General features: G+C 65.0%; 20 protein-coding genes. 14 read left to right on the forward strand and 6 right to left on the reverse strand.

Features of this window, described 5'->3' with window-relative positions:
* Nucleotides 1-2 precede the first annotated feature (2 nt).
* The 4 genes from GCT13_RS16500 to GCT13_RS16515 all read left to right on the forward strand — a co-directional run bounded on the left by GCT13_RS16500 (nt 3) and on the right by GCT13_RS16515 (nt 4307).
* Nucleotides 3-941 carry a sugar kinase gene (locus tag GCT13_RS16500; RefSeq protein ID WP_152759859.1) on the forward strand — a complete coding sequence of 313 codons (939 nt, stop codon included), beginning with the start codon at nt 3-5 and terminating at the stop codon, nt 939-941.
* A 144-nt stretch (nt 942-1085) separates the two neighbouring features.
* Nucleotides 1086-2270: a beta-ketothiolase BktB gene (gene bktB / locus GCT13_RS16505; protein ID WP_152759861.1), complete on the forward strand. Its 1185-nt coding sequence runs from the start codon at nt 1086-1088 to the stop codon at nt 2268-2270.
* A gap of 149 nt (nt 2271-2419) precedes the next feature.
* Complete coding sequence (locus GCT13_RS16510) at nt 2420-3058, forward strand: hypothetical protein (RefSeq protein ID WP_152759863.1); 639 nt, start codon at nt 2420-2422, stop codon at nt 3056-3058.
* Between the two features lie 61 nt (nt 3059-3119).
* Nucleotides 3120-4307, forward strand: a complete 1188-nt coding sequence (locus GCT13_RS16515) for a cystathionine beta-lyase (protein WP_152759865.1) — start codon at nt 3120-3122, stop codon at nt 4305-4307.
* Nucleotides 4308-4422: 115 nt separating this feature from the next.
* Here the strand turns inward: GCT13_RS16515 and serB are convergent, their stop codons facing one another.
* A complete protein-coding gene (gene serB, locus GCT13_RS16520; protein ID WP_152759867.1) occupies nt 4423-5262 on the reverse strand; it encodes a phosphoserine phosphatase SerB in 840 nt (279 codons plus the stop codon).
* A 209-nt stretch (nt 5263-5471) separates the two neighbouring features.
* Between serB and GCT13_RS16525 the strand changes: the two genes are divergently transcribed.
* From GCT13_RS16525 to GCT13_RS16540, 4 genes are all read left to right on the forward strand, one after another.
* The gene (locus tag GCT13_RS16525; protein WP_152759869.1) at nt 5472-6707 is read left to right on the forward strand and encodes a cytochrome P450; all 1236 of its coding nucleotides are present in this window, start codon (nt 5472-5474) and stop codon (nt 6705-6707) included.
* A 201-nt stretch (nt 6708-6908) separates the two neighbouring features.
* Nucleotides 6909-7907: a non-homologous end joining protein Ku gene (ku, locus tag GCT13_RS16530; RefSeq protein WP_152759871.1), complete on the forward strand. Its 999-nt coding sequence runs from the start codon at nt 6909-6911 to the stop codon at nt 7905-7907.
* A gap of 54 nt (nt 7908-7961) precedes the next feature.
* Entirely contained in the window at nt 7962-10937 is a 2976-nt protein-coding gene (gene ligD / locus GCT13_RS16535) for a DNA ligase D (RefSeq protein WP_152759873.1), read from the forward strand.
* Between the two features lie 128 nt (nt 10938-11065).
* A complete protein-coding gene (locus tag GCT13_RS16540) occupies nt 11066-11404 on the forward strand; it encodes a hypothetical protein (protein WP_152759875.1) in 339 nt (112 codons plus the stop codon).
* A 57-nt stretch (nt 11405-11461) separates the two neighbouring features.
* Here GCT13_RS16540 and GCT13_RS16545 read toward each other — a convergent pair whose 3' ends face one another.
* Nucleotides 11462-12430, reverse strand: a complete 969-nt coding sequence (locus tag GCT13_RS16545) for a LysR family transcriptional regulator (protein ID WP_152759877.1) — start codon at nt 12428-12430, stop codon at nt 11462-11464.
* A 152-nt stretch (nt 12431-12582) separates the two neighbouring features.
* On the opposite strand from GCT13_RS16545, the gene GCT13_RS16550 reads away from it, so the two are divergent.
* Together GCT13_RS16550 and GCT13_RS16555 are read left to right on the forward strand one after the other, a co-directional pair.
* Nucleotides 12583-13599, forward strand: a complete 1017-nt coding sequence (locus tag GCT13_RS16550; RefSeq protein WP_152759879.1) for a zinc-binding alcohol dehydrogenase family protein — start codon at nt 12583-12585, stop codon at nt 13597-13599.
* Nucleotides 13600-13956: 357 nt separating this feature from the next.
* Nucleotides 13957-14523: a DUF6013 family protein gene (locus GCT13_RS16555; RefSeq protein WP_152759881.1), complete on the forward strand. Its 567-nt coding sequence runs from the start codon at nt 13957-13959 to the stop codon at nt 14521-14523.
* A 159-nt stretch (nt 14524-14682) separates the two neighbouring features.
* On the opposite strand, the gene GCT13_RS16560 is transcribed toward GCT13_RS16555, so the two are convergent.
* Together GCT13_RS16560 and GCT13_RS16565 are read right to left on the reverse strand one after the other, a co-directional pair.
* The gene (locus GCT13_RS16560; protein ID WP_152759883.1) at nt 14683-15489 is read right to left on the reverse strand and encodes an ABC transporter permease; all 807 of its coding nucleotides are present in this window, start codon (nt 15487-15489) and stop codon (nt 14683-14685) included.
* Nucleotides 15486-16247, reverse strand: coding sequence for an ABC transporter ATP-binding protein (locus tag GCT13_RS16565; protein ID WP_152759885.1), 762 nt, complete (start codon nt 16245-16247; stop codon nt 15486-15488). Before GCT13_RS16565 ends, GCT13_RS16560 begins: the two co-directional genes overlap by 4 nt.
* A gap of 104 nt (nt 16248-16351) precedes the next feature.
* On the opposite strand from GCT13_RS16565, the gene GCT13_RS16570 reads away from it, so the two are divergent.
* Nucleotides 16352-18898 (forward strand): AsmA family protein, encoded by a 2547-nt coding sequence (locus GCT13_RS16570; RefSeq protein WP_152759887.1) that lies wholly within the window; start codon nt 16352-16354, stop codon nt 18896-18898.
* Between the two features lie 153 nt (nt 18899-19051).
* On the opposite strand, the gene GCT13_RS16575 is transcribed toward GCT13_RS16570, so the two are convergent.
* Nucleotides 19052-19552, reverse strand: a complete 501-nt coding sequence (locus tag GCT13_RS16575) for a hypothetical protein (protein ID WP_087735769.1) — start codon at nt 19550-19552, stop codon at nt 19052-19054.
* 600 nt (nt 19553-20152) lie between these two features.
* Between GCT13_RS16575 and GCT13_RS16580 the strand changes: the two genes are divergently transcribed.
* The 3 genes from GCT13_RS16580 to GCT13_RS16590 all read left to right on the forward strand — a co-directional run bounded on the left by GCT13_RS16580 (nt 20153) and on the right by GCT13_RS16590 (nt 24562).
* The gene (locus GCT13_RS16580; protein WP_152759889.1) at nt 20153-21772 is read left to right on the forward strand and encodes a sensor histidine kinase; all 1620 of its coding nucleotides are present in this window, start codon (nt 20153-20155) and stop codon (nt 21770-21772) included.
* A 224-nt stretch (nt 21773-21996) separates the two neighbouring features.
* Nucleotides 21997-22488 carry a response regulator gene (locus GCT13_RS16585; protein WP_152759891.1) on the forward strand — a complete coding sequence of 164 codons (492 nt, stop codon included), beginning with the start codon at nt 21997-21999 and terminating at the stop codon, nt 22486-22488.
* Between the two features lie 82 nt (nt 22489-22570).
* Nucleotides 22571-24562, forward strand: coding sequence for a response regulator (locus GCT13_RS16590; RefSeq protein WP_152759893.1), 1992 nt, complete (start codon nt 22571-22573; stop codon nt 24560-24562).
* A gap of 143 nt (nt 24563-24705) precedes the next feature.
* Here GCT13_RS16590 and mscL read toward each other — a convergent pair whose 3' ends face one another.
* Nucleotides 24706-25155 carry a large conductance mechanosensitive channel protein MscL gene (gene mscL / locus GCT13_RS16595; RefSeq protein ID WP_152759895.1) on the reverse strand — a complete coding sequence of 150 codons (450 nt, stop codon included), beginning with the start codon at nt 25153-25155 and terminating at the stop codon, nt 24706-24708.
* Nucleotides 25156-25351: the final 196 nt, after the last annotated feature.

Below are 25351 nucleotides of genomic sequence, written 5' to 3' on the forward strand. Positions count from 1 at the left end.
CGATGGCGTCGAACGCGCTCGCCGGCACGCCGGCCGTCCTCGCACTCGGCGAAGCGATGGTCGAGTTCAACCAGTCGGAAAAAGACCAGCCGATGTATCTGCAGGGCTTCGGCGGCGACACGTCGAACTTCTGCATCGCGGCCGCGCGTCAGGGCGCGTCGACGGGTTTCGTCTCGGCTGTCGGCGGCGATCAGTTCGGGCGTCTGCTGCTCGATCTGTGGCAACGCGAGCACGTCGATACGTCGTTCGTGCGCATCGACGATCAGGCGTCGACGGGCGTGTATTTCGTGTCGCACGGTCCGTGCGGCCATCAGTTCGACTATCTGCGCGCCGGTTCCGCCGCGAGCCGCTACGCGCAGCGCGATCTGCCGCTCGACGCGATTGCCGCCGCGAAGGTCATCCATCTGTCGGGCATCAGTCTCGCGATTAGCGTGAGCGCGTGCGATGCCGCGCTCGCCGCCATCGAACACGCGCGCGCGAACCAGGTGCTCGTCAGCTTCGACACGAATCTGCGCCTCAAGCTCTGGCCGCTCGCGCGGGCGCGCGCGGTGATGCTAGAAGCGATCCGCCTGACGGACATCTGCCTGCCGAGCTGGGACGACGTCACCGAGCTGACAGGACTCACGAAGCGCGACGACATCGTCGATTTCCTGCTGGCGCAAGGTCCGCGTATCGTCGCGCTGAAACTCGGCAAGGAAGGCTCCTATGTCGCGACGCCCGATGAGCGTCGCGTCGTGCCGGGGCACGCGGTCAACGCCGTCGATGCGACGGGCGCGGGCGACTGTTTCGGCGGGGCGTTCATTGCGCGCATCGTCGCGGGCGACGACCCGTTCAAGGCCGCGCGTTACGCAAACGTCGCGGCGGCGCTGTCGACGCAAGGCTTCGGCGCCGTCGCGCCGATTCCCGATCGCGCGACCGTCGAAAAACTCCTCGGCGCTTGAGCGCATCGCACGGCGGCCGCTGCACAATAGCGTCAGGGCGCAATGCGCCAATCCGGCAACTCAGGCAGGTTCAGCGGGACATCGCCGCGTGTTGTCGTCATGAAGCGCGCGGCATTCATCTGAGACACAAGAGAGGAGCAAGCGATGCAACGTGAAGTGGTGGAGGTAAGCGGCGTACGGACCGCAATCGGCGATTTCGGCGGCAGCCTGAAGGACTTTGCGCCTACGGACCTGGGCGCGCGCGTCGTGCGCGAGGCGCTGTCGCGCGCGAACGTCGCTGGCGACGAAGTCGGTCACGTCGTGTTCGGCAGCGTGATCCACACGGAGCCGAAGGACATGTATCTGGCGCGCGTCGCGGCGCTGAACGGCGGCGTTGCGCAGCACGCGCCCGCGCTGACCGTGAACCGGCTGTGCGGCTCGGGGCTGCAGGCGATTGTCTCCGCGGCGCAGAGCGTGCTGCTCGGCGACGCGGACGTCGCGATCGGCGGCGGCGCGGAAAGCATGAGCCGCGCGCCGTACATGATGCCGACGGCGCGTTTCGGGCAGCGCATGGGCAACGCGAGCATGGTCGACATGATGCTCGGCGCGCTGCACGATCCGTTTCAACCGATCCACATGGGCGTGACGGCCGAAAACGTCGCGAAGAAATACGACATCACGCGCGAAGCACAGGACGCGCTCGCGCTCGAGTCGCATCGCCGCGCCGCGAAGGCGATCGAAGGCGGCTATTTCAAGGAACAGATTCTCCCGATCACGATTGCGTCGAAGAAGGGCGACACCGTCTTCGACACGGACGAGCACGTCCGCATGAACGCAACCGCCGACGACTTCGCGAAGCTCAAGCCGGTGTTCGCGAAGGAGAACGGCACGGTCACGGCGGGCAACGCGTCGGGCCTCAACGACGCGGCGGCGGCCGTCGTGCTGATGGAGCGCAGCGTCGCCGAAAAGCGCGGCGCGAAACCGCTCGCGCGGCTCGTCGCGTACGCGCATGCGGGCGTCGATCCGAACTACATGGGCATCGGGCCCGTGCCCGCGACGCAAAAGGTGCTGGAGCGTGCGGGCCTGAAGGTCGGTGATCTCGACGTGATCGAGGCGAACGAGGCATTCGCCGCGCAGGCGTGCGCCGTGACGAAGGAACTGGGCCTCGACCCCGCGAAGGTGAACCCGAACGGCTCGGGCATTTCGCTCGGTCATCCGATCGGCGCGACGGGCGCGCTGATCACGGTGAAGGCGCTGTACGAGCTGCAGCGCATCGGCGGGCGCTACGCGCTCGTGACGATGTGCATCGGCGGCGGCCAGGGCATCGCCGCGATCTTCGAGCGCATCTGACGAGGAAATGACGCGTGAAAAGGGGACGGCTGTTCCCTCGCTGAACGAACTTGCGGTATAACCGGTCGAAGCCGGTTCCCGCCACGCGAGACGTTACAACGTGACGTCGAAAGGCGGGACATCACAGGCCGGTTGAAAGGAAACAACGGATGCAGAAGATGAGGTCGAAACAGAGGGCGTCGTGGCCCGCGATGATCGCAGCCGCGGCATTGGCCGTCACGATGGCGCTGCCCGCCGTCACGCACGCGCAAAGCGATGCCGTGAAGGAACTCGCGGCGCCGCCGCCGATCCAGTTGCCGTTGAAGCCGAGCCCCGAGTTCGCGAAGTTTCCGCAATATGCGGGCACGCTCGGCAAGCGGCAAATCGTGCTGCGGCTGGGCGCGAAGACAGACGACCCATCCGGCGTGCACGGCGAGTATCAGTTCGCCGATTCGGGTGAGGTGATCCTGATCGCGGGCGATCGCGACGGCGACACGCTCGAAGTCGAAGAGTCGAACGACGGCACGCACATCACGGGCAACTGGGTCGGCAAGTTTGCCGCCGACGGCTCGCTCGAAGGCGAGCGGATGAACGTTGACGATTCCGATCCGCAAGCGTTCTCTTTGCGGCCGCTCGCGGCGGGACAGGCAGCGGCTGGTGCAGCCGGCAAGAGCGCAGCAACTCAGTTGCCCCCTCAAGCACCCGCTCAAGCACAGAAGCCGGCGCAACCGCCCCAGCAACCGCCCGCTCAGGCGCACAAGGGCGGCCAGCCCGTCAACGGCGTGAGCAATCTGACGACGGGCGAATAGGCGCGCCGCGCGCATCACTGACGTACTACCTCACGTACTTCGAATCCAACACCAACTGACCATGACTCAAAAGACTCCGAAGCACGGCTTGCAAACACGCATCGTCCAGCCCGCCGATCAGCTGACACCCGGTTTCGAATCGTTCTCGGTGCCCGTTGCGCGCGCATCGACGGTCGTTTTTCCGGATCTCGCCGCGATGCGCACGCTCGACTGGCGCGACGACGCGCAGTGGCGCTACGGCCTGCACGCAACGCCGACGTCGATCACGCTCGCGCAGCGCCTCGCCGCACTCGAAGGCGGCAATCACGCGCTGTTGCAGCCGTCCGGCCTGTCGTCGATTTCGAACGTGTACTTCGGCCTCGTGAAATCGGGCGACGACGTGCTGATTCCCGACAACGTCTATTCGCCGAACCGTGACCACGCCGAGTGGCTTGCGAAAGACTTCGGCATCACCGCGCGCTATTACGATCCGCTGATCGGCGCGGGCATCGCCGACCTGATCCAGCCGAACACGAAGCTGATCTGGCTCGAAGCGCCGGGCTCGGTGACGATGGAAGTGTCCGACATTCCCGCCATCACGGCCGTCGCCCGCGCGCGCGGCGTCATCACCGCGATCGACAACACGTGGTCGGCGGGCCTCGCGTTCCGTCCGTTCGATCACGGCGTCGATATCTCGATGCAGGCGCTCACGAAGTACCAGTCGGGTGGCAGCGACGTGCTGATGGGCGCGACGATCACCGTCGACCGCGAATTGCATCTGAAGCTGAAGCTCGCGCGCATGCGCATGGGCATCGGCGTGTCGTCGGACGATTGTTCGCTGATTCTGCGCAGCCTGCCGTCGATGAAAGTGCGCTTCGAGCAGCATGACAAGAGCGCGCTCGAACTCGCGACGTGGCTGAAGACGCGGCGCGAAATCGCGGCCGTGCTGCATCCGGCGCTGCCCGACTGCCCGGGCCACGAGTTTTACAAGCGCGATTTCACGGGCGCGGGCGGGCTGTTCTCGGTCGTGTTCAACGAGCGCTATACGCCCGCGCAGATCGACACGTTCTGCGAATCGCTCGAACTGTTCTCGCTGGGCTGGAGCTGGGGCGGCGCGCAGAGTCTCGCGATGCCGTACAACGTCGCGTCGATGCGCACCGAGTCGAAGTGGGCGCATCGCGGCACGCTGGTGCGCTTCTACGTCGGCCTCGAAGACGAAGCGGATCTGCGCGCGGATATCGAGCGTTGCCTCGCGGCGCTGGCCGCCTGACGGCCGCATTCACCGCCTGGCTTCAGGTCAAACGGCAACGCAAACAGAAAGGCCCGCTCGTTTCCGCGCGGGCCTTTCGCGTTTTCACATCATCCGGTGATGCAAGCGCGCCGGCTCAGAACAGCCGCAACAGTCCATCGAGCCCGACGTGATTGAACGCGACGCTCGCGGCCTCGCGCACGACGGGCTTCGCGCGGAACGCGACCGACAGGCCCGCGGCCGCCATCATCTTCAGATCGTTCGAGCCGTCGCCCATCGCGATTGCCCGCGACGGTTCGATGCCGAGCTTGTCGCACGCTTCGCGCAGCGTGCGCGCCTTCACATCGGCGTTGACGATTTCGCCGAGCACGCGGCCCGTCAGCTTGCCGTCGACGATCTCCAGCGTATTCGCGCGCGTGAAATCGAGGTTAAGGCGCGCCTGCAGCTTCTCGGTGAAGAACGTGAAGCCGCCCGACACGAGCAGCGTTTTCAGACCCGCCGCCTTCGCGCCCGCCAGCATCCTCTCCGCGCCCGGCGACAGGCGCAGGCGCTCTTCGTAGACCTTGTCGAGCGCGCTCGCGTCGAGACCCTTGAGCAGCGCGACACGGCGCGTGAGGCTCTCGTTGAAATCCTTGATCTCGCCGCGCATCGCCGCTTCCGTGATGGCCGCCACTTCGGCCTTCAGGCCGCAGAAATCCGCGATCTCGTCGACGCACTCGATCGTGATCAGCGTCGAGTCCATGTCCATCGCCACGAGGCCGAAGTCGGTCAGCCGGCGGCCCGCTTCGACGAACGCATAGTCGAGCGAATGCGTCGCGCAGTACACGTCGAGATCGGCGCGCTGCGCGACGTCGGCATTGTCGATGCGCACCGCGTGCGGATCGATCACGGTGAGGATCGATCCGCGTGACAACGCGGTGAGCGGCTTGTGGTGTTCGGCGGCAAGGGGCGCGAGGCTTTGGATGACGAGATTCATGTCGACGCGGGAAATAAGCGCGCAATGCGTGGCATGCGCGCGTGAATTGTGCAGCGGGACAGCACGGGAAATCGGGCTATTGTAACGGTTCCGCGCGCGATGGCCGGTCGGCGGGTGGAGCGGCGGTGATTGTGATGGCGGCATGGTTCATACTGGCGACTCGAAGCATTCAGCCGCGACGTGCGGCGAAGAACAGACAGGAGACACCGATGAACCCGTCTCACGGCACGGCAACCGATGCCGACATCGCCCGCGATTTCGACCTGCGGCATCTCGATGCGTCGTTTCACGCCGACCCGTATCCCGTCTATCGCGCACTGCGCACGCACGAGCCCGTCAAGCGCATGGCCGACGGTTCGCTCTTTCTGACGCGCTATCGCGACGTGCAAGCCGTCTATCGCGATCCGAAGACCTTCAGCTCCGACAAGAAAGTCGAGTTCGCGCCCAAGTACGGCGCGACGCCGCTTTTCGAGCATCACACGACGAGCCTCGTGTTCAACGATCCGCCGCTGCATACGCGCGTGCGCAAGCTGATCGCGGGCGCGTTGACGGCGCGCGCGATCGCCGCGATGGAAGACGGCCTGGTCCGTCTCGTCGACGGCCTGCTCGATCGCGCGGCGGCTTGCGGCGAGATCGATCTGATCAGCGATTTCGCGGCCGCGATTCCCGTCGAAGTGATCGGCAATCTGCTCGACGTGCCGCACGACGAACGCGAGCCATTGCGCGACTGGTCGCTGGCGATTCTCGGTGCGCTCGAGCCGACGCTCACGCCGGCTCAGCACGAACGCGGCAACCGCGCAGTGACGGAGTTCGTCGCGTATCTGAAGGATCTCGTCGCGCGACGCCGCGCGAAGCCCGGCGATCCGCAGCACGATGTGCTCACGCGCCTGATTCAGGGTGAGGAGGGCGGCGAGCAGCTGTCCGAAGTCGAGCTGCTGCAGAACTGCATCTTCATTCTCAACGCCGGCCACGAAACGACGACGAACCTGATCGGCAACGGTCTCGTCACGTTGAGCGCGTGGACGGCCGAGCGGGATGCGTTGCTGCGCGAGCCGGATCTGATCGAAAGCGCCGTCGAGGAGTGCTTGCGCTTCGAGAGTTCGAACCAGCTCGGCAACCGGATGACGATGATCGACACGGAGATCGGCGGCGTGTCCGTGACGGCGGGCACGCCCGTCACGTTGTGCATCGGCGCGGCGAATCGCGATCCCGAGCAGTTTCACGAGCCCGACCGCTTCGACATCCGACGCGCGCCGAACCGCCATCTCGCGTTCGGCTTCGGCATTCACCAGTGCGCGGGACTGTCGCTTGCGCGCCTCGAAGCACGCATCGCGATCGGACGGTTCGTGCGACGCTTTCCGTCGTACAGAATCAGCGGCGAGCCGACGCGCGGCGGACGCGTGCGTTTTCGCGGCTACGTAGCGGTGCCGTGCGCCGTCGCCTGAAGCAGAAGCGAGCTGAAGATCCAAAGGCCGGCAAGCCAGCCGGCTTCAGGCGCGCGCCCGTAGCTTTTTCCGCGCGCACGCAAGACTTACAGCGTCGCTGGCGGCCGTCGCGGCGATGCGTGGAAGCAGGCGCGAGCGGACTCGCAGAACGTCTGGGCACGCTTGCTGCTTCGCATGAAGTTCAACTTCGGGGAGCGCGCTATGCCTCATATGATCTGGAAAGGCGCGATCAGCTTCGGCCTCGTGCATGTGCCCGTGCAACTTTATCCCGCCACGAGGTCCGAGAAGGTCGGCTTCAATCTGCTCGACAAGCGCACGATCGATCCCATCGGCTATCGGCAGATCAACAAGCGCACGGGGAAGGAAGTGACGCGCGACAACATCGTGCGCGGCTACGAGTACGAGAAGGACAGATACGTCGTCCTGACCGATGAAGAGATTCGCGCGGCGAACCCCGAGTCGACGCAAACGGTCGACATACTCGCGTTCGTCGAGGCACCTGACATCTCGTTCCTCTATCTCGACACGCCGTATTATCTCGCGCCCGACCGCAAGGGCGAAAAGGTCTACGCGCTGCTGCGCGACGCGATGAAGCAGTCGGGCAAGGTCGGCGTGGCGAGCGTCGTGCTGCACAACAGGCAGCATCTGGCCGCGCTGATTCCCGTCGGGCCCGTGCTCGCGCTCAATACGCTGCGCTGGTCGAAAGAAGTGCGTTCCCTCGATGAATTCAAATTGCCCGACGAAAGCGCGAAGAAGTCGGGCGTCACGACGCGCGAACTCGATATGGCGAAAAAGCTGATCGATGACATGAGCGATACGTGGGATCCGTCCAAGTACAAGGACACGTTTCGCGACGACATCCTCGCGCTCGTCGACAAGAAGGTGCGCGCGGGCAAGATCGAGGAAGTCATGGACATCGAGACGCCGCGCCAATCGCGCCCATCGGCGGATATTCTCGACCTGTCCGATCTGTTGAAGCGCAGCCTTGGACGCGGCAAGGGCAAACCGGCGGCACGCGCCACGCCCAATACGGAGGACGCCGAACAGGCAGAAGCAGCGGGCAGGGACAAAGAGGCGGAAGAAGCCGAACGGGCGTCCAGGAAATCGCGCGCGCCCGCGAAGAAATCGGCGCGCCGCGCGACGGGCGCGGCCGCGCGCAAGAGCACGTCGTCCACGGCGCGCAAGCGTCGCGCGGCGTGATACCGCAGTGCGAGGCGAACGCAACGTAAGCAACGTATAGCGCAAACAGTCACCATGACGGACAAGCTCGAGACCTATCATCGCAAGCGCCGTTTCGACAGGACACCTGAACCGTCGGGGATCACCGCGCGCGCGCCGAGCGCAAAGAGCGCGCCGAGCACGAAGAGCACGAAGAGCACGAAGAGCACGAAGAGCACGCCGAAGACGCCGGCAACAGCGGCCTCGAAGCACGCGCTGTCGTTCGTGATCCAGGAGCATGACGCGCGTCGTCTGCATTACGACTTCCGTCTCGAACTCGAAGGCACGCTGAAGTCGTGGGCCGTGCCGAAAGGGCCGAGTCTCGATCCGTCGGTGAAGCGGCTTGCCGTGCACGTCGAGGATCATCCTCTCGAATACGGATCGTTCGAAGGCGACATTCCCGAGGGCAACTACGGCGCGGGCTCGGTGATCGTCTGGGACCGCGGCACATGGGAGCCCATCGGCGGTGAAACGGGCGCGCGCGAAGCGTATGCGGCGGGCAAGCTCAAGTTCCATCTGGACGGCGACAAGCTGCACGGCGGCTGGACGCTCGTGCGCAGCCATATGCAAGGCAGCGGCGGCAAGGAGCAGTGGCTGCTCATCAAGGAGCGCGACGACGAAGCGCGCAGCGAGGCCGAATTCGACGTGCTCGAAGCGATGCAGGGCAGCGTGATATCCGACGCGCCGGGCGCGCGCGGCGGTGCGGATAGTAGCGACAAGTCCGCTGCCGGCAAGTGGAAGACCAAGGCGCAACGCGCAAACGTATCGGCCGGGCCGGCGAAGGCAGCCACGTCGCGCAGAGCCAAAGGCTCGCCCGACGGGCATCCCGACATCGTCGCGACGCGCAGTGCGGAGTCGTTGCGCGAACTGGCCGTTCATCCGTCGATCGAAGGCGCTGTCGAGGCGAAGATGCCCGCGACGCTCAAGCCGCAGCTCGCGACGCTCGTCGATACCGCGCCCGCCGGTGACGACTGGCTCTACGAGATCAAGTTCGACGGCTATCGGGCGCTCGCCCGCATCGATCACCACGCGAAAGAGCCCGTGAAAGTCTTCACGCGCGCGGGCAACGACTGGACCGCGAAGTTTCGCAAGCAGGCGCAGGCGCTCGCGCGGATCGGGCTCGACCGCGCATGGCTCGACGGCGAGGCTGTGGTGCTCGACAGCAACGGCGTGCCGAGCTTCCAGCTATTGCAAAACGCCTTCGACGCAAACCGGCCGCAGGACATCACGCTCTACCTGTTCGATCTGCCGTATCTGAACGGCTACGATTTGCGCGGCGTGCCGCTCGTGCAACGGCGCGCGATTCTGCACGCGCTGATGGAAACCGTCGACGACGACACGCTGCGTTTCTCCGACGACTTCGGCTACGACGCCGATGAACTGCTGAAGAGCGCATGCGCGATGCACCTCGAAGGGATCATCGGCAAGCGGCGCGCCAGTCACTACACGTCGGGCCGCACGCCGTCGTGGATCAAGCTCAAGTGCCGGCGGCGCCAGGAGTTCGCGATCGGCGGCTATACGGAGCCGGCGGGCAGCCGCGAAGCGTTCGGCGCGCTGCTGCTCGGCGTGTACGACACGAAGGGCAAGTTGCAATACGCGGGGCGCGTCGGCACGGGCTTCGACGCGGCCTTGCTGCGCTCGGTGAAGCAGCAACTCGATGCGCGCGAAACGGCGAAGATGCCGTTCGCGAGCGAGCCGCGCGAACGTAGCCGCACACCCGTGCATTGGGTGAAGCCCGAACTCGTCGCCGAATGCAATTTCGCGGAATGGACGAGCGACGGCGTCGTGCGGCAGGCGTCGTTCGTCAGCTTGCGCAGTGACAAGCCTGCGAAGCAGATCGTTCACGAAACGCCGCACAATGGAGCCGACGTGGAGCAGATGAACGAAGAGCCGGACTCGGATAACGCGAAGACGTCAACGGCGAAAACATCGATCTCGAAAGCATCGACATCGAAAGCATCGACATCGAAAGCATCGACATCGAAAGCATCGACATCGAAAACATCGACATCGAAAGCATCGACATCGAAAACATCGACATCGAAAGCATCGACGGCCAAGAATCCGGACGCGCAAGCCGCAAACGCTTCGACGACGAAGCGCTCGGGCGCAACGACGACGGTAGCGGGCGTGCGCATCTCGCACCCCGAGCGCGTAATCGACAAGAGCACCGGCGTGCGCAAGATCGAACTCGTCGAATACTACGAGTCGGTTGCGTCGTGGATGCTGCCGCATCTGAGGGACCGGCCCGTCGCGCTCGTGCGCGCGCCCGAGGACATCGGTGGCGAGCTGTTCTTTCAGAAGCACAGCCAGAAGCTGGCGATTCCGAATATCACGCAGCATCCGGGGCTGGACCCGGATCACCCGCCGCTGCTGACGATCGAGAGCCAGGCGGCGCTCGTCGGCGCGGCGCAGATGGGCACGATCGAGCTGCATACGTGGAACGCGGTCGCCGCGAACATCGAAAAGCCCGACCGCATGGTGTTCGATCTCGACCCGGACCCGGCGCTCGGCTGGAAGCGGATGATCGAGGCGGCGCAGCTCACGCGCGAGCTGCTCGAAGAACTCGGCCTCGCGGCGTTCTGCAAGACGAGCGGCGGCAAGGGGCTGCATCTGGTCGTGCCGATCGCGAAGCAGCTGGGCTGGGACGACGTGAAGGCGTTCTCGCAAGCCGTCGCGCAGCACATGGCGAACGCGTTGCCGAAGCACTTCGCCGCGAAGATGGGCGCGCAGAATCGCAAGGGCAAGATTTTCGTCGACTATCTGCGCAACAACCGCGGGTCGAGCACTGTGTGCGCGTATTCGTTGCGTGCGCGTCCGGGGCTGGGCGTATCGGTGCCGCTTGCGTGGGACGAAGTGTCCGCTACGACGGCAGGCGATCAGTGGAATATCGCCAACGTGCATGAACGCCTCGACGCGTTGAAGAGCGATCCGTGGGCCGCCTACGCGAACACGAAGCAGCGCATCACCGCGGAGATGCGGCGCAGGCTCGATACAGCGGAGCATGAATGAGCGCTGCGTATTCGAACGACTTCATCGGAGCGAACGACTTCATCGGAGGCTCGACGACAGCGAGGCGCGCAATGTGCTCATGCATGTCATGCACGAAGCGGTACCGCACCTGAATCATGGAGAGGATCATGAAGACATCGCAGCAACACGCGACAGGCGACGATCATCAACGGCAGACGGAGCGCCCGGAAGGCAACGACAATTCGAACGTGCCGAATCGTTCGTTCGAGGGCAAGGCCGCGCCGTTGCCGCATGAGAACGATCAGAGCGCCGGATCGCAGGAAGAGCACGAGCCGCGCGGCGTCGGCAAGCAGGCGCATAGCGATCTCGAACACGGTCTCGAAGACACGGACCTGCGCGGCGGCGGCGACTATCAGGCACGCACGCAGAACGACGCGCACGCGAACAGGAATTCGGCGATGCGAGGCAAGCAGGGCAAGTCCACGAACCAAGGCAAGCGCCGTTGATCGAGCGGCACGCGATGCGCGCGCCGTGCCTCACCTGAAAGCGCGTGCCGCATCGTTTCACTGAGGATCGGCATCCCAGTACGGCGGATCGCCGAAATGCGCGGCGAGAAAATCGATGAACGCGACGGTCTTCGGCGGCACGAACGCGCGCGACGGATACACCGCCCAGATCGCGACTGTCTCGGCCAGCGGATACGTGTCGAGCACCGTCACCAGTTCGCCGCTGCGCAGATACGGCGCGACGTCCCATGTCGATTTCAGCGCGATGCCGAAGCCCGCCAGCAGCGCATCGCGGATCACTTCGCCGTTGTCGGTCGCGAGCCGGCCGCCGACGCGCACGGTCAACGGGCCCGTCGGCGTGACGAACGACCAGTCGCGCTGACCGGAGAGGATCACGCATTCGTGCCGCGCAAGATCGGACGGATGACGCGGCGTGCCGCGTTCGGCGAGATACGACGGCGCACAGCAGATCACGCGCCGGTTCACCGCGATGCGCCGCGCGACCAGCGACGAATCCTTCAGCGCGCCCAGACGGATGCCGACGTCGACGCCGGCATCGACGAGATCGACGAGATCGACGATTGTGTCCGTGAGCCGCAAGTCGACGCTCACGCCCGGATAGCGGCGCAAGAACTGGGCGATGACGGGCGACACGTGCTGCCGGCCGAATGACGATGGCATCGACACGCGCAACCGTCCTTGCGGCTCGGCCTGCCCGCGGCCCACCGACGCGCGCGCGGCCGACGCCGCGTCGAGCAGCGCTTCGGCGCGCGCCATGAAGACTTCGCCGTCCTGCGTGAGGCTGACGCGTCGTGTTGTCCGGTGCAGCAGGCGCGCGCCCAGCAGCCGCTCGAGACTGGCGATGCGCGCGCTCGCGACGGCGGGCGACAGTCCGAACTCCCGTCCCGCCGCCGACACGTTCGCGAGCAGCGCGGCGCGCACGAAGAGCGCGACGTCGAGCAGATCGAGCCGGTCGCACTCGTCGGCGGAAGACGAAACAGGGAACGCGGCAGCATCGGGCTTCATCGATTATTCGGAAAATCCAGAAAATGTTTCAGTCATTACGCCGGTTTTCAGAGGGTAAAGAATTTTCTACGATTCAGTCAATGCAAACGGCGCTACGCCTGTCGCCGAAGCACGAATCCCGTCAAAGACTTCACACGAATCAAGGAGCCGTCATGAAAGCCGTAGGCCTCACCCGTTACTTGCCCATCGACAATCCCGAGTCGCTGGTGGATATCGAAATCGACAAGCCGCAGCCGACGGGGCACGACATCCTCGTGAAGGTCGAGGCGATTTCTGTGAACCCGGTCGACTACAAGGTCCGCGCGCCGAAGGACACGGTCGAGAAGACGCCGCGCGTGCTCGGCTGGGACGCGGCGGGCATCGTCGAGGCCGTCGGCCCGGACGTGACGCTGTTCAAGGCGGGCGATGCCGTGTTCTACGCGGGCAGCATCACGCGGCCAGGCGCGAACAGCGAGTTCCATCTCGTCGACGAGCGCATCGTCGGCCGCAAGCCGGCGTCGCTCGATTTCACGCAGGCGGCCGCGCTGCCGCTCACGGCGATCACCGCGTGGGAAGCGCTGTTCGATCGCCTCGGCGTGTCGCCGCAGGGCGCGGACGCGGGCAAGTCGGTGCTGATCATCGGGGGCGCGGGCGGCGTCGGCTCGATCGGCATTCAGCTCGCGAAGCAGCTGGCCAGGCTCACCGTGATCGCGACGGCGTCGCGCCCCGAGTCGGCGAAATGGGCGAGGGGGCTCGGCGCGGATCATATCGTCGACCACTTCGGCGACATGCCCGCGCAGCTGAAGGAGCTCGGCTTCGCGCAGGTCGATTACGTGCTGATGTTCAACGACACCGACCGCCACTTTCCGGCCGCCGCTGCCGTCATCAAGCCGCAGGGCGGCATCGCGACAATCGTCGAGAACGCGAAGCCCGTGCCCATCGAGCTGCTGAAGGCGAAGAGCGCCGCGTTTCACTGGGAGTTCATGTTCACGCGCTCGATGTTCGGCACGCCGGACATGATCGAGCAGCACAAGCTGCTGACGGAAGTCGCGCGCCTGATCGACGCGGGCACGCTGCGCACGACGGTCGGCGAGAGTCTCGGCAGGATCAACGCGGAGAATCTGCGGCGCGCGCACAAGCTGCTCGAGGAAGGGCGTGCGATCGGCAAGCTGGTGCTGAGCGGCTTCTGATGCGGCGCGTTTGACGCTGTTACCACGTTGCCGCTGCAAGTGAAGGGCGCATGAACCGTCATGCGCGCTTCATGCACCCTTCATGCGCCGGACATGCACTGGACATGTCTCGCCATTCACCCGTCGTCCCGATGCCGCGTCGAATCCCTGCACACCACAACTGTCAAATAGACGGATCGCAGACAGATCGCGCATGCACAAACGTGCGGTTGCGCAAGCGGGGTAATACCCGATTCGAGCGAAGCCCGCGCCCGTCCGCTTGGCGTTAGACTGCTTCTGCATCATGCAAACCTGCCGCGCGCCTTCGACGCGTCCGCAACGCATGGCCGCGCGGCAGCACAACAACGAGGTGACAGTATGGGCATCAGCGTCAAACTTCCCGCCGTTTCTGTTGTGATTTCTCTCGCATGCGCGGCTTTCGTGCTCGCCGCGACGCCGGCGCCCGCGCGCGCGGCGACGCCGATCACCGTGACGTCGCAGGCGCCCACGGACGGTCCCATCCGCTATACCGTCAAGGTGACGTCGAAGCAGTTCGGCAACTCGCAGGAAACGCGCACGATCCGCTCCGGGGAATCCGACGACTTCACGTGGAAGACGGTGCCGCCCGGCGGCCCCGTCGCGGCCGATGGCGATTGCCCCAACATGTCGTCGCTGCCCGTCGATACGAACGGCGCGATGATCCGCCAGACGCAGATCCGCTTTGCGCCCGTCGTCGCGAAGGACGGCACCGCGACCGTGCAGATGAACTTCCAGGCGCAAACGCCGAAGGGCACGAAGATGGTGACGAACAATGGCAAGTCGCTCAAGTGTCCGAACTACACGAGCGTGAGCCAGGTGCTGCGCTTCACGATGCCGACCAACGGCAGCACGAAGACGTTGACGCTGAGCGACGGCTCGCAGGTGTCGGTCACGGCGAAGCGTTAGCGGACCAGCGGCACTAGCGGCACTAGCGGCGCGATCGTTCGCGCGCCGCATGCGTTGGATGCGTTGAATGGGTTGAATGATTGCATGCGGCGTGCATGTATCGGCGATGATCGCTCGCGACGGGCCGCGCGTGACTACGCGCATTAGCCCGCCTGACGTCTAGCTTCGCCCCGAAGCGCGCTCGACGAGCCGCGATGCGAGAAACCGGTGCTCCGGCGAAAAGAGCCGCCGATAAGTGAGCAGCACCGCGCCCACCGTGCCGAGCGCCGACGCCGCCGCAATCAGGAACATGATCACGATCTGATAGCGCACGGCCTGCAACGGCGATTGTCCGGCGAGCACCTGGCCCGTCATCATCCCCGGCAGGCTCACGACGCCGACCACGGCCATCTGGTTGAGCGTCGGGATCATGCCCGCGCGCACAGCCTGGCGCGCCGGTCCCTGCGCCGCCTCCCAGCGCGTCGCGCCGAGCGCGAGCGCCATGTCGACGCGGTCTCTGCGCGCCGTCAGCTCCTCCGTCATGCGTTCGATGCCGAGTGACACGCCCGTCAGCGTGTTGCCGAGAATCATCCCGAGAATCGGTATCGCGTATTGCGGCTCGTACCACGGGCGAATGCGGATCACCGCGAATAGACCGATGGCCGCGACGAGCCATGCGCTCGCCCAGATCGACATGATGCTGTCGGCGCGCTGTCCCGCGTAGGTGCGCGAGCCGCGTCCCGCGCCCGCGAAGCCCGCGATCAGCGTCATCACGATCATCAGCGGCAGCACCACGTACCAGCGGTCGTATGCGAACACCCATGCGAGCACATAGCCGATCGAGAGCAGTTGCACGACGGTGCGCACGGCGGCCCACGCGAGCTTGCGTTCGAGATCGAGCTTCAGCGCCACCGACACCGCGCCGTTCACGACGATCAGCAGCGCCGCGAACCCGACATCCCACAGGCTGAGGTTTTGCAGGGTCATCGCTTGATCTCCGTTGTGGTGTCGGCGGACGTGTTCGCGTGAATGCCCGCCAGGGTGCCGGATTGCGCTTCGCCGAGCACGCCTTCACGCATCGTCAGATGGCGGTTGCTCACGCGCGCGGCCTGCGCGAGATCGTGCGATACCCACAGCCACGCGCGCGCATCCGGCGCGGCGTCGAACCATCCGCGCAACAGCGCTTCGATCGCGCGCGCCGATTCGGGATCGAGCGATGCCGTCGGCTCGTCGAGCAGCAGCACGTCGGGCGCGAGTTGCAGCACGCGGATCAGCGCGGCGATCTGCGCTTCGCCGCCCGACAGCTCGCTTGCGCGACGGTCGAGGAAATCGTTCGCGCGCCCGGCCTGCGACGCGAGCGTCGCGGCCTGCTCGCGATCGAAGCGCACGTCGCGATAGACGTGCAGCGTGTACGGATAGCGCAGATTGTCTTCGACACTGCCGTCGAGCAGCGCGGGCCGCTGACGGATATACGCGACATGCCGCCGGTAGCGCGGAATCGCCGCGCGAACGATGCGCTTGCCGCGCCACAGCACCTCGCCGCCGTCGAGCGGATCGAGCAGCGCAAGCGCGCGCATGAACACGCTCTTGCCCGAGCCCGATGGACCCGTGATCGAGATGCGCGCGCCGGCATCGATGGCGACGCTCGTCGCGTGCAGCAGCGTCTCGCCGCGCGTCGCATCGCGCCGCACGATGTCTTTCGCATGGACGAGCGGTGCGTCCGTGGGGTGGGTATTGTGGGGCATGGGCAAATGAAATCTGTCGCAGCGCATCATCATGGCGGGCGCGTGGGGCGGGCACATCTCGTGCTGCGCTGACTATCGATGGTCGTATTCCTTACGGAGCCCTCATGGCAGTGCTGCACCCGACTGGATTATCCATCGGCAAAACGATAGGCAAGATTCTCGCGTGGCTCATCGGCGTGCTGATCGTTCTGATCGCCGCGCTTGCGGTGTTCGTCCTCACATTCGACTGGAATCGCGCGCGTCCGTACGTTAACGACAAGGTGAGCGAAGCCATCGGCCGGCCGTTCGCGATCGAGGGCGATCTGAAGGTCGGATGGCGGCATCCACTCGGCGAAACCGGCTGGCGCGCGTGGGTGCCCTGGCCGCGTTTTTCCGCGCAGAACATCACGGTCGCCAATCCCGACTGGGCGAAGCAACAGCACTTCGCGACGCTCGACGAAATCGACTTTCAGGTGAAGGTGCTGCCGCTGCTCACGCATGACATCGTGATTCCGGCGATCAATCTCGTGAATCCGTCCGTCGATCTCGAACGGCTCGTCGATGGACGCAACAACTGGACCTTCAAGCTGAAGTCGTCGGCGGGGCCGTCGGAGTGGAAGCTCGATCTGCACGACATCGAGTTGAACAAAGGCAATGTCGCGTTCAACGACCAGCAGAAGAAGATCGACATGCAGGCCGTCGTCGATACGCTTGGCCAGCCGATTCCGATCGGCGAAGCGCTGAAGCAGCAGGAACAGACGTCGCGCAACGCATCCGCCGACGTGGTCGGCAAGCAGGGCGCAAAACGGCTGAATGCGCAGGTGCAGCAAGAGGCCGCTTCCGAGGCGTCCGCCGCGTCCGCCGCGCCTGCTCTGCCGGGGGCATCTGGGGCATCGGCTGCACCGGGCGCTTCGGCGCCTGCCGCGCCGGCGGGCGTCGGCGCGTCGAGTCTCGCGAGCGCCGGCACGGGCGCCAGCGCGGGCGGGTCGGCGGCAGTCGCCGCATCGGGCAGCGCGCCTGCGAGCGCAACGGGCACAGCCGTCGTCGCGCAACGTCCGGGTGCGCCGCAATATGGAATCGGCTGGACCGTGAAGGGCACGTACAACCGCTCGCCCGTGTCGGGCAGCGGGAAGTTCGGCGGCGTGCTCGCGCTGCAGGACGCATCGCGCCCGTTCCCGGTGCAGGCCGATGTGAAAGCAGGCGACTTGCGCATCGCGATGGTCGGCACCGTCACCGATCCCGCGCATCTCGCCGCTGTCGATCTGCGTCTATGGCTGCAAGGCACGAGCGCTGACCAGCTGTATCAGCTGACGGGCATCACGCTGCCCCAGACGCCGCCATATGCGACGGAAGGCCATCTGATCGGCAACTTCAAGCGGGGCGGCAGCGTGTTCAGGTATGAAAATTTTACAGGCCGAGTCGGCGGCAGCGATGTGAACGGCACGGTCGTCTATACGCAGCGCGAAACACGTCCGCTGCTCCAGGGCACGCTCGTGTCGAACCTGCTCCAGTTCAAGGATCTTGCGCCCGTCATCGGCGCGGACACCAACGCGAGCAAGAAGAAGCGTGGCGAGAAGGCACGCCAGCCTTCGAACAAGGCGCTGCCGACCGAGGAGTTCAAGACCGACCGCTGGAAGGCCATCGATGCCGACGTCAGGTTTACGGGCCGGCGCATCGTCAAGGACCCGGCGCTGCCCATCACCGATCTCGACACGCACGTCGTGATGACGGACGGCGTACTGTCGCTCGAGCCGCTGAAGTTCGGCGTGGCGGGCGGTTCGCTTGCGTCGAACATTCATCTCGACGGCAGCGCGACGCCACTCAAGGGCCGCTTCTCGACGGAAGCGCGCCACCTGAAGCTCAAGCAGCTGCTGCCGACTGTGAAGTCGATGCAAAGCGCGCTCGGTGAAATCAACGGCGACGCGGCATTGTCGGCGACGGGCAATTCGCCGGCGGCGCTCGCGGGCACATCGAATGGCGAAGTGAAGCTGCTTGTCACCGATGGCACGATCAGCCGCCTGCTGATGGAAGCAGCCGGGCTCAATGTTGCGAACGTGGTCTACGAAAAGCTCTTCGGCAACCGCGATGTGCAGATCAATTGCGCAGCCGGCGATTTCGTCGTGACGAACGGCGTGCTCGATTCGCGCGTGTTCGCGCTCGATACGCAGGACGCCGTGATCAATATCGACGGCACGGTGGACATGAAGGACGAGTCGATGGACCTTGGCGTGCATCCGCACACGAAGGGCTTTCGCGTGTTCACGCTGCGCTCGCCGCTGTACGTGAAGGGGACGTTCAAGAACCCGAGCGTGGGCGTGAACGCGGCGGCGCTCGCGCTGCGCGGTGGCGCAATGGTCGGCCTCGGTCTGATCAATCCGTTCGCCGCGCTGATTCCTTTGATTGCGCCGAGCAACATCCATCCTCTGCCATGCCAGCAGCTGATGACGGCGATGCAGGCGCAGCCCCCGACTGCGCCGCCGCCGGGACAGCGCGAAAAGGCGAAGGGCCCCGTATTGCCGCCGGGCACGCCGGGTGCATCGGCCGTCGAGCCATCCGCGCCTGCGACATCCGGATCGAAGAAGTCGTCCGCGTCGTCGAAGAAGCCCGCTGTGCCCGCTAGCGGCGCGTCGCTGCCGGGGCCCGCGCATGCCGCCGACTACAAGGGAAGTTGAACGTGTCGGTTAGCCGTCGACGTAGCAGTGAAACACCATCGGCATATTCGATGCGGCGAAAGCCACTGAGCGCTGTGCAATAGAGCAGCAGTGCAGCACGCGAAAACACCACGGCCGCGAATTTCGCGGCCGTGTTTCATGGGTTCTGCGGATCTAGCGCAGCGAGCGAGGCGTCGCGTCGCCGGCGGCATCCTGGCGCCGCACGCCGCGCCGCGTGCCTGCAGCCGTAGCACGCGTCGCGCCGAATTCCGGCAAGATGCGCGCTCGCGCGCGACTTGCGAACACGAGAAAACCGAAACCGTCGGCCTCGTACCAGTAGCCGCCGTTCTCCAGTCCGTCTAGCGGCTGTTCGAGCGCATTCGCAATGGATTCGATGCAGCGGCGGCGCAACTCGGCGACAGCGGGATAAGGCGGCTGAGCGCCGCGCACACTGCACAACAGGACGTCGAGCCCTGGCAGCACATGTGCGTAGAGCACCGGCTCGTCTTGCGCGCGAGCGCGCGCAATCTTGGTATCGAGTTGACCGAAGGGCTTGAAGTGCCGCAGCACCGCGAGGAACGACTCGTCGCCGTCCACCTTCGCGCGCCTGCGCTTTTTCGGGAAGGACATAAAAACTCGCCTGAAAAAGAATTGCAAGAAACGCAGCGTCCTCATGCGACCACTCCCGGCTTCGCGCGCCGCACGTCGATCTTTTATAGCATACGAAAATGCCGGATACACGGTGATTCGTCTGTCTCACTCCATCGTCCCGTGCGAACCAGGCCGAATCGCGTCGCCGTGCGCTTTCGCATCCCTGTGCATCTGGTCTCAATAATAGACTCACCCACGCGTGACGTGTTTCCGGCACCTTAAAAAAAGACATTTTTGTGTGCGCCAGCCCCTTCTGTGCGCACGTTGAAATATCTTTTGTGCCCGTCGATAATGGCCCGGTCCTAGTCGCGGCGCGGCTTCGGACGCAGCGCACGGCGCTGTGTCGAATCGATGAGCGGCGCGCATGAGTGAAATCATCAATGGCGCATGGTGCGTGTCGGCGTTCCACGCTTCACATGCTGCGATGATGCCTGCGTGCGTTTCATGATTCGTGCCGGTTCTGCATGCCGGGAAATGCGTCGCCGGGCCTGCATGCATGTGCAGTCGCCGTCGGGGCAAGAGCCGTGCTGACAGTTCGATGCGCGAAACGAATCGCTGCTCGTGCGCCACGCTCGCTGCTTTCCGCCGTTCTCGCTGTTTCCGCCGCCATCGCGCGATGCGTAGATGAAACTGTTCACAAAGGGCCTGTTGCTGATCGCATTGCCGAGTGCCGTCGAGCTGGCGCTGCTAGGCGTCGTGTCCGATATGCAGGCACAAACAGCGCAGGCCGTCGAACGCTCGTCGGACAGCAGGCAGATCCTGTATCAGGCTGCATCCCTCGAAAACCCGATGCTGTGGCAAGTGGCTCGCTTGCGCGCGGGCATCGTCGCGGGCGATCCGTCGTTCATGGATCGTCATGCAGCGTGGGGCGATCTCGCCGACCGGCTGACGCGGCTCGAAGAAGCCGTTGCGGACACACCCGAGCAGGCCGCTCGCGTGCGGCAGATGCGCGAAGCCGTCGACAGCTATCGGCAGCAGGCGATGTCCGTTGCGCAATCGCTGCGCACGGGCGCGACGATGAAGCCCTTCGCGACGCTCGAAGGCGGTGCATTGCCCGCGCAAGCCGTGCGCTTTCGTGACGCGCTGCACGCATTCCTCGACGAAGCGACGCGGCTCGAAGCCGAACACAACGCGACGCTCGCGCAAACGCGCACGCGCCAGCATATCGCGCTGGTGTGCGCCGTGCTCGGCTCGATGCTGATCTGGGCCGCGACGGCGTTCGCGTTTGCGCGCGGCATCGGCCGTCGGCTGGATGTGCTCGCGTCGAACGCGCAACGGCTCGGCAGCGGAAAGCCGTTGCCGGCGCCGCTCGCGGGCAACGACGAAATCGCCGCGCTCGATGCCGCGCTGCACCGCACGAGCGCGCTGCTGCGTGCCGCCGATCTGAATCAGGCGGCGCTCCAGGCGTCGCTGCAGACGCGCGCGGCGGAACTGGCGAGCGTCAACGAAACGTTGCGCCAGGAGACGCAGGACAACGAGATGTTCATCTACAGCGTGTCGCACGATCTGCGTTCGCCGCTCGTGAACACGCAGGGTTTCTCGAAAGAACTGCAGGTTTCGTGCGACGAACTGCGCGCGACGATCGTCGACGCCCGTCTGCCCGCCGACGAACACAAACGGCTTGCCGATGTGCTCGACGGCGACGTGCAGGAGTCGCTGCGCTTCGTGCGCTCATCGGTGACGCGCGCGGCCGCGATCATCGATGCGCTGCTGCGCATCGCGCGCGCCGGGCGGCTCGAATATCACTGGCAGCGCGTGAGCGTGGGCCGTGCCGTCGCGCGGGCCGTCGATGCGCTGCAAAAGCGGATCGACGAGCGCGAGGCGGTGGTCGTCGTGCGCGAGTTGCCGGCGGCATGGGGTGATCCCGCCGCGATCGAGCAGGTGTTCAGCCAGTTGATCGGCAACGCGATCAGTTTTCTCGATCCAGCGCGGCCGGGACATATCGAAGTGGGCGCGCTCGATGCGGCCGATCACGTGCATGAAAACAGCACGATCGCGCCGCCTCAAAGAACACGCACGTATTTTGTGCGAGACAATGGCATGGGCATTCCAGCCGCGTATATGTCGAAAGTATTTCGCGCGTTCCAGCGGCTGCATGGCGATGTCGCGCAGGGCGAGGGCGTCGGGCTTGCATTGGTGCGCCGCATCCTCGAGCGGCACGGCGGGCGCGTGTGGGTCGAATCGGCGGAGGGCGCGGGCTCGACATTCTTCGTCACGCTGCCCGATCAGCCGTTGCGGGCCTGATGAATACATGAATGCGCGCAGCGTGGCATCGCTGGATGACGCAGTGCACGAAGCGCAGTGCAAGAAGTCGTAAGCTGAGCAACGCATAATGGCGTGCATCGAGTCGCACTGCATCGAGTCGCACTGCATCGAGTCGCACTGCATCGAGTCGTACTGGTTGGCGCGCAATCGGAGAAGGTCGTGACAAACGCGTGATGCGCAATGCAAGCGCGCCGGAGGGAACGATGTCACACGGGGAAGCGGTCGGTAAGTCGATTGGCATCGTGCTGATCGAAGACGATGACGGACACGCGACGCTCGTCGAGCGCAATCTGCGGCGTGCTGGCATATCAAACGGATTCATGCGCTTTGCGGACGGCCAGGAGGCGCTCGACTATTTCTTCGGCGAGCCGACGCCTGGCGAGCACGCGAGAGGCCTTCCATCGCGCGACGATCTCGCCAATTACGTCGTGCTGCTGGACCTTAAGATGCCTCGCGTGGACGGCTTTGAAGTGCTGCGGCGTCTGAAGGAAACGCCGTCGACGGCGTCGATGCCCGTCATCGTGCTCACGACCACCGACGATCCGCGTGAAATCGAGCGATGTTATGAATTGGGTTGCAACGTCTACATTACGAAGCCGGTCGAATACGATGCGTTCATCGAAGCCGTGCGCCGGCTCGGCTTCTTCCTGCAGGTCGTGAAGCTGCCGCCGGGGCAACGCTACGCGTCTGCATGAATGCACGAAGGGGCACGCAGTGCTCGCTCATCAAAGGGCGGTCCGTGCCGCAAGCAGTCCAATTGACGATTGACCATCTGGCATGACTGAAGACGGATCCACGCCGCTCGCCGCGCACGTGCTCGTCGTCGACGACGACGAGGGCATCTTGCGGCTTGCGCGCAAATCGCTGGAGCGCGCCGGCTGCCGCGTCGAGCTCTGCAATAGCGTCGAAAGCGCGCATCGCGCGATCGCCGCGAACGCGCCCGACCTGATCGTGCTCGACTATCAGCTCGACGGCGCGGAGACGGGGCTCGATTTTTTCAGGCGTCTGCGCCACGAAGGCGTGCGCATTCCCGCGATACTCGTTACCGGTTTCACCGACGAATCGCGCGTGATCGAAGCGCTGCGTTCCGGCGTGTCCGACGTCGTGCCCAAAGCGGGCGACTATCTCGACTATCTGCCCGAAGCCGTCGAACGCGTGTTGTCGCAAGTGCGGCTGCAACGGGCCTCCGCGGAAGCGCTGCTGCTGCGCGAGCGCGAGGCGCACTACCGCACGTTGTCCGAAGCGCTGCCGCATCTCGTGCTCACCTGCAACGCGAATGGCGACTGTGATTTTCTGTCGAAGCAGTGGGTGGACTACACGGGCCTCGACGGCGCGAATGCGCTCGGGCTGGCGTGGCTCGACGCCGTGCATCCCGACGACCGCGAAGACGTGCGCCGCACCTGGCTCAAGACGGTGCGCAGCGAAGCCACCTTTTACCGCCACGAATTGCGCATTCGCCGCCACGACGGCGCGTATCGCTGGTTCGATGCGCGCATTGCCGCCGTGCGCGACGCGAGCGGCACGGTCAGCAAGTGGTTCGGCAGTTGCACGGACATCCATTCGCAGCGCGAAGCCATCGAGGAGCGCGAAAGGTTGCTCGCCTCCGAGCAGGCCGCGCGTCAGGCGGCGGAAGAAGCGAACCGTTCGAAGGATCGTTTTCTTGCGATGCTGTCGCATGAATTGCGCACACCGTTGACGCCTGTGCTCGCGGGCACGCGCATGCTCGAGATGATGCCGGACCTGCCCGAAGCGGTGCGTACGGGCGTCGTGATGATTCGCCGTAACGTCGAACTGGAAGCGCGCCTGATCGACGATCTGCTCGATCTCACGCGCGTGGCGAACGGCAAGCTGCGGCTGTCGCTGGAAACGGTCGATGTGCACGAGGTGATCGACAGCGTGCTCGATCTGTTTCGCAGCGAGATCCAGACCAAGCAGCAGGACGTTCGCGTCAGCAAGACGGCGCAAAATCACTACGTGCTGGCCGATCGCGCGCGCTTGCAGCAGATGCTGTGGAACCTGATCCGCAATGCCGCGAAGTTCACGCCGGACGGTGGGCATATTTTCGTGCGCACGCGCGACGAAAGAATGCATGTGCAGATATCGGTCGAGGATACGGGCGTCGGCATCGAGCCCGAGCAGATCGGCAAGCTCTTCAACGCATTCGAGCAGGGCAGCCAGAACATGTCGCGGCAGTTCGGCGGGCTGGGACTCGGGCTCGCGATCACGAAGGCGCTCACCGATGCGCACGGCGGCACCGTCACCGCGCACAGTCCGGGCGCGCATTGCGGCGCGACGTTCACGATCACGCTGCCGACCGCCGAAGAGCGGCTCGCCGAGCCCGCTGCGCCCGTCGCCGAGAGTGCGCAGCCGGCAGGCGGCCTCACGATTCTGCTGATCGAAGATCACGCCGACACCGCCGAAGTGATGGCGCAACTGATGCGCACGCTGGGGCATGAAGTGACCGTCGTCGGGCGCGTCGCCGACGCGCTCGCCGCGACGCAGAGCGCGCCGTTCGATCTGATCGTCAGCGACGTCGGCTTGCCGGACGGCACGGGCCTCGATTTCATCAAGGCGTTCCGCGAGCGCGACGATGCGCCCGCTGTCGCGCTGACAGGCTTCGGCAGTGACGAAGATATTCGCCAATGCCTCGAAGCGGGCTTCACGTCGCATCTGACGAAGCCTGTCAACTTCTCGCAGCTCGAACAGGTGATCGAAGGCGCGGCGGCAGCGAAAGCGCAGAGAAATGCAGGCGAGGCGAAAGCGGGCTAGGCGCGTGCGTCGAGCGCGCATTCGATAGAAGGCATTCGATAAAAAGCGAAGGGCCTGTTGCGCATCGACGTACGCAACAGGCCCTTCACTTTATGTGGCATTTGCGAGTGGCGCCGAAGCGGTGCCGCCTCGCTCGCACGCGGTCAGCTTCGCGGCGAATTCTTCAGCGAGTCGCGGATCTCGCGCAGCAGCAGCACGTCTTCCGGCGTGGGCGGCGGTGCTTCGGGCGCGGCGGGCGCCGGGGCGCGCAGCTTGTTGATGAACTTGACCATCATGAAGATGATGAAGGCGAGAATCACGAAGTTGATCGCGACCGTGATGAACGAGCCATAGCCGAACGCTGCGACGCCCGCCGTTTGCAGATCCTTGTACGAATCAGGATTGCCCTTGAAGTTGGGCGGTATGTGGCCGAGCAGGACGAACTTGTTCGAGAAGTCGAGGCCGCCCGTCGCAACGCCGACGACAGGCATGATCAGGTCTTTCACGACGGAATTGACGATCGTCGAGAACGCGCCGCCGATGATCACACCGACAGCGAGGTCCATTACGTTGCCCTTGAGGGCAAATTCCTTGAATTCCGCGACTAGGCTCATCGGGCAGTTCTCCTTGAAGTCGATGGCGACATGATAGCCAACGTTCGGCGCAGCGGGGAATCATTTGGGGATTCATCGCGATGCGCCACGGCATGACGCAGGAAGCGATTGTCGTGCCCGTGCAGGACGAATCACGCCGATGGCCGAAGCCATGGCATGTGATGGGCTGTAGCACGCCGCGTGACATGTCGGTTTG

The sequence above is a fragment of the Paraburkholderia franconis genome, from assembly GCF_009362735.1.
In the GTDB taxonomy this organism is placed as follows: domain Bacteria; phylum Pseudomonadota; class Gammaproteobacteria; order Burkholderiales; family Burkholderiaceae; genus Paraburkholderia; species Paraburkholderia franconis.

Excerpts from the sequence above, each read along its gene's own strand:
- GCT13_RS16500 (WP_152759859.1), top strand. The coding sequence starts at position 3 with ATGGCGTCGAACGCGCTCGCCGGCACGCCGGCCGTCCTCGCACTCGGC.
- bktB (WP_152759861.1), top strand. The coding sequence starts at position 1,086 with ATGCAACGTGAAGTGGTGGAGGTAAGCGGCGTACGGACCGCAATCGGC.
- GCT13_RS16510 (WP_152759863.1), top strand. The coding sequence starts at position 2,420 with ATGCAGAAGATGAGGTCGAAACAGAGGGCGTCGTGGCCCGCGATGATC.
- GCT13_RS16515 (WP_152759865.1), top strand. The coding sequence starts at position 3,120 with ATGACTCAAAAGACTCCGAAGCACGGCTTGCAAACACGCATCGTCCAG.
- serB (WP_152759867.1), bottom strand. The coding sequence starts at position 5,262 with ATGAATCTCGTCATCCAAAGCCTCGCGCCCCTTGCCGCCGAACACCAC.
- GCT13_RS16525 (WP_152759869.1), top strand. The coding sequence starts at position 5,472 with ATGAACCCGTCTCACGGCACGGCAACCGATGCCGACATCGCCCGCGAT.
- ku (WP_152759871.1), top strand. The coding sequence starts at position 6,909 with ATGCCTCATATGATCTGGAAAGGCGCGATCAGCTTCGGCCTCGTGCAT.
- ligD (WP_152759873.1), top strand. The coding sequence starts at position 7,962 with ATGACGGACAAGCTCGAGACCTATCATCGCAAGCGCCGTTTCGACAGG.
- GCT13_RS16540 (WP_152759875.1), top strand. The coding sequence starts at position 11,066 with ATGAAGACATCGCAGCAACACGCGACAGGCGACGATCATCAACGGCAG.
- GCT13_RS16545 (WP_152759877.1), bottom strand. The coding sequence starts at position 12,430 with ATGAAGCCCGATGCTGCCGCGTTCCCTGTTTCGTCTTCCGCCGACGAG.
- GCT13_RS16550 (WP_152759879.1), top strand. The coding sequence starts at position 12,583 with ATGAAAGCCGTAGGCCTCACCCGTTACTTGCCCATCGACAATCCCGAG.
- GCT13_RS16555 (WP_152759881.1), top strand. The coding sequence starts at position 13,957 with ATGGGCATCAGCGTCAAACTTCCCGCCGTTTCTGTTGTGATTTCTCTC.
- GCT13_RS16560 (WP_152759883.1), bottom strand. The coding sequence starts at position 15,489 with ATGACCCTGCAAAACCTCAGCCTGTGGGATGTCGGGTTCGCGGCGCTG.
- GCT13_RS16565 (WP_152759885.1), bottom strand. The coding sequence starts at position 16,247 with ATGCCCCACAATACCCACCCCACGGACGCACCGCTCGTCCATGCGAAA.
- GCT13_RS16570 (WP_152759887.1), top strand. The coding sequence starts at position 16,352 with ATGGCAGTGCTGCACCCGACTGGATTATCCATCGGCAAAACGATAGGC.
- GCT13_RS16575 (WP_087735769.1), bottom strand. The coding sequence starts at position 19,552 with ATGAGGACGCTGCGTTTCTTGCAATTCTTTTTCAGGCGAGTTTTTATG.
- GCT13_RS16580 (WP_152759889.1), top strand. The coding sequence starts at position 20,153 with ATGAAACTGTTCACAAAGGGCCTGTTGCTGATCGCATTGCCGAGTGCC.
- GCT13_RS16585 (WP_152759891.1), top strand. The coding sequence starts at position 21,997 with ATGTCACACGGGGAAGCGGTCGGTAAGTCGATTGGCATCGTGCTGATC.
- GCT13_RS16590 (WP_152759893.1), top strand. The coding sequence starts at position 22,571 with ATGACTGAAGACGGATCCACGCCGCTCGCCGCGCACGTGCTCGTCGTC.
- mscL (WP_152759895.1), bottom strand. The coding sequence starts at position 25,155 with ATGAGCCTAGTCGCGGAATTCAAGGAATTTGCCCTCAAGGGCAACGTA.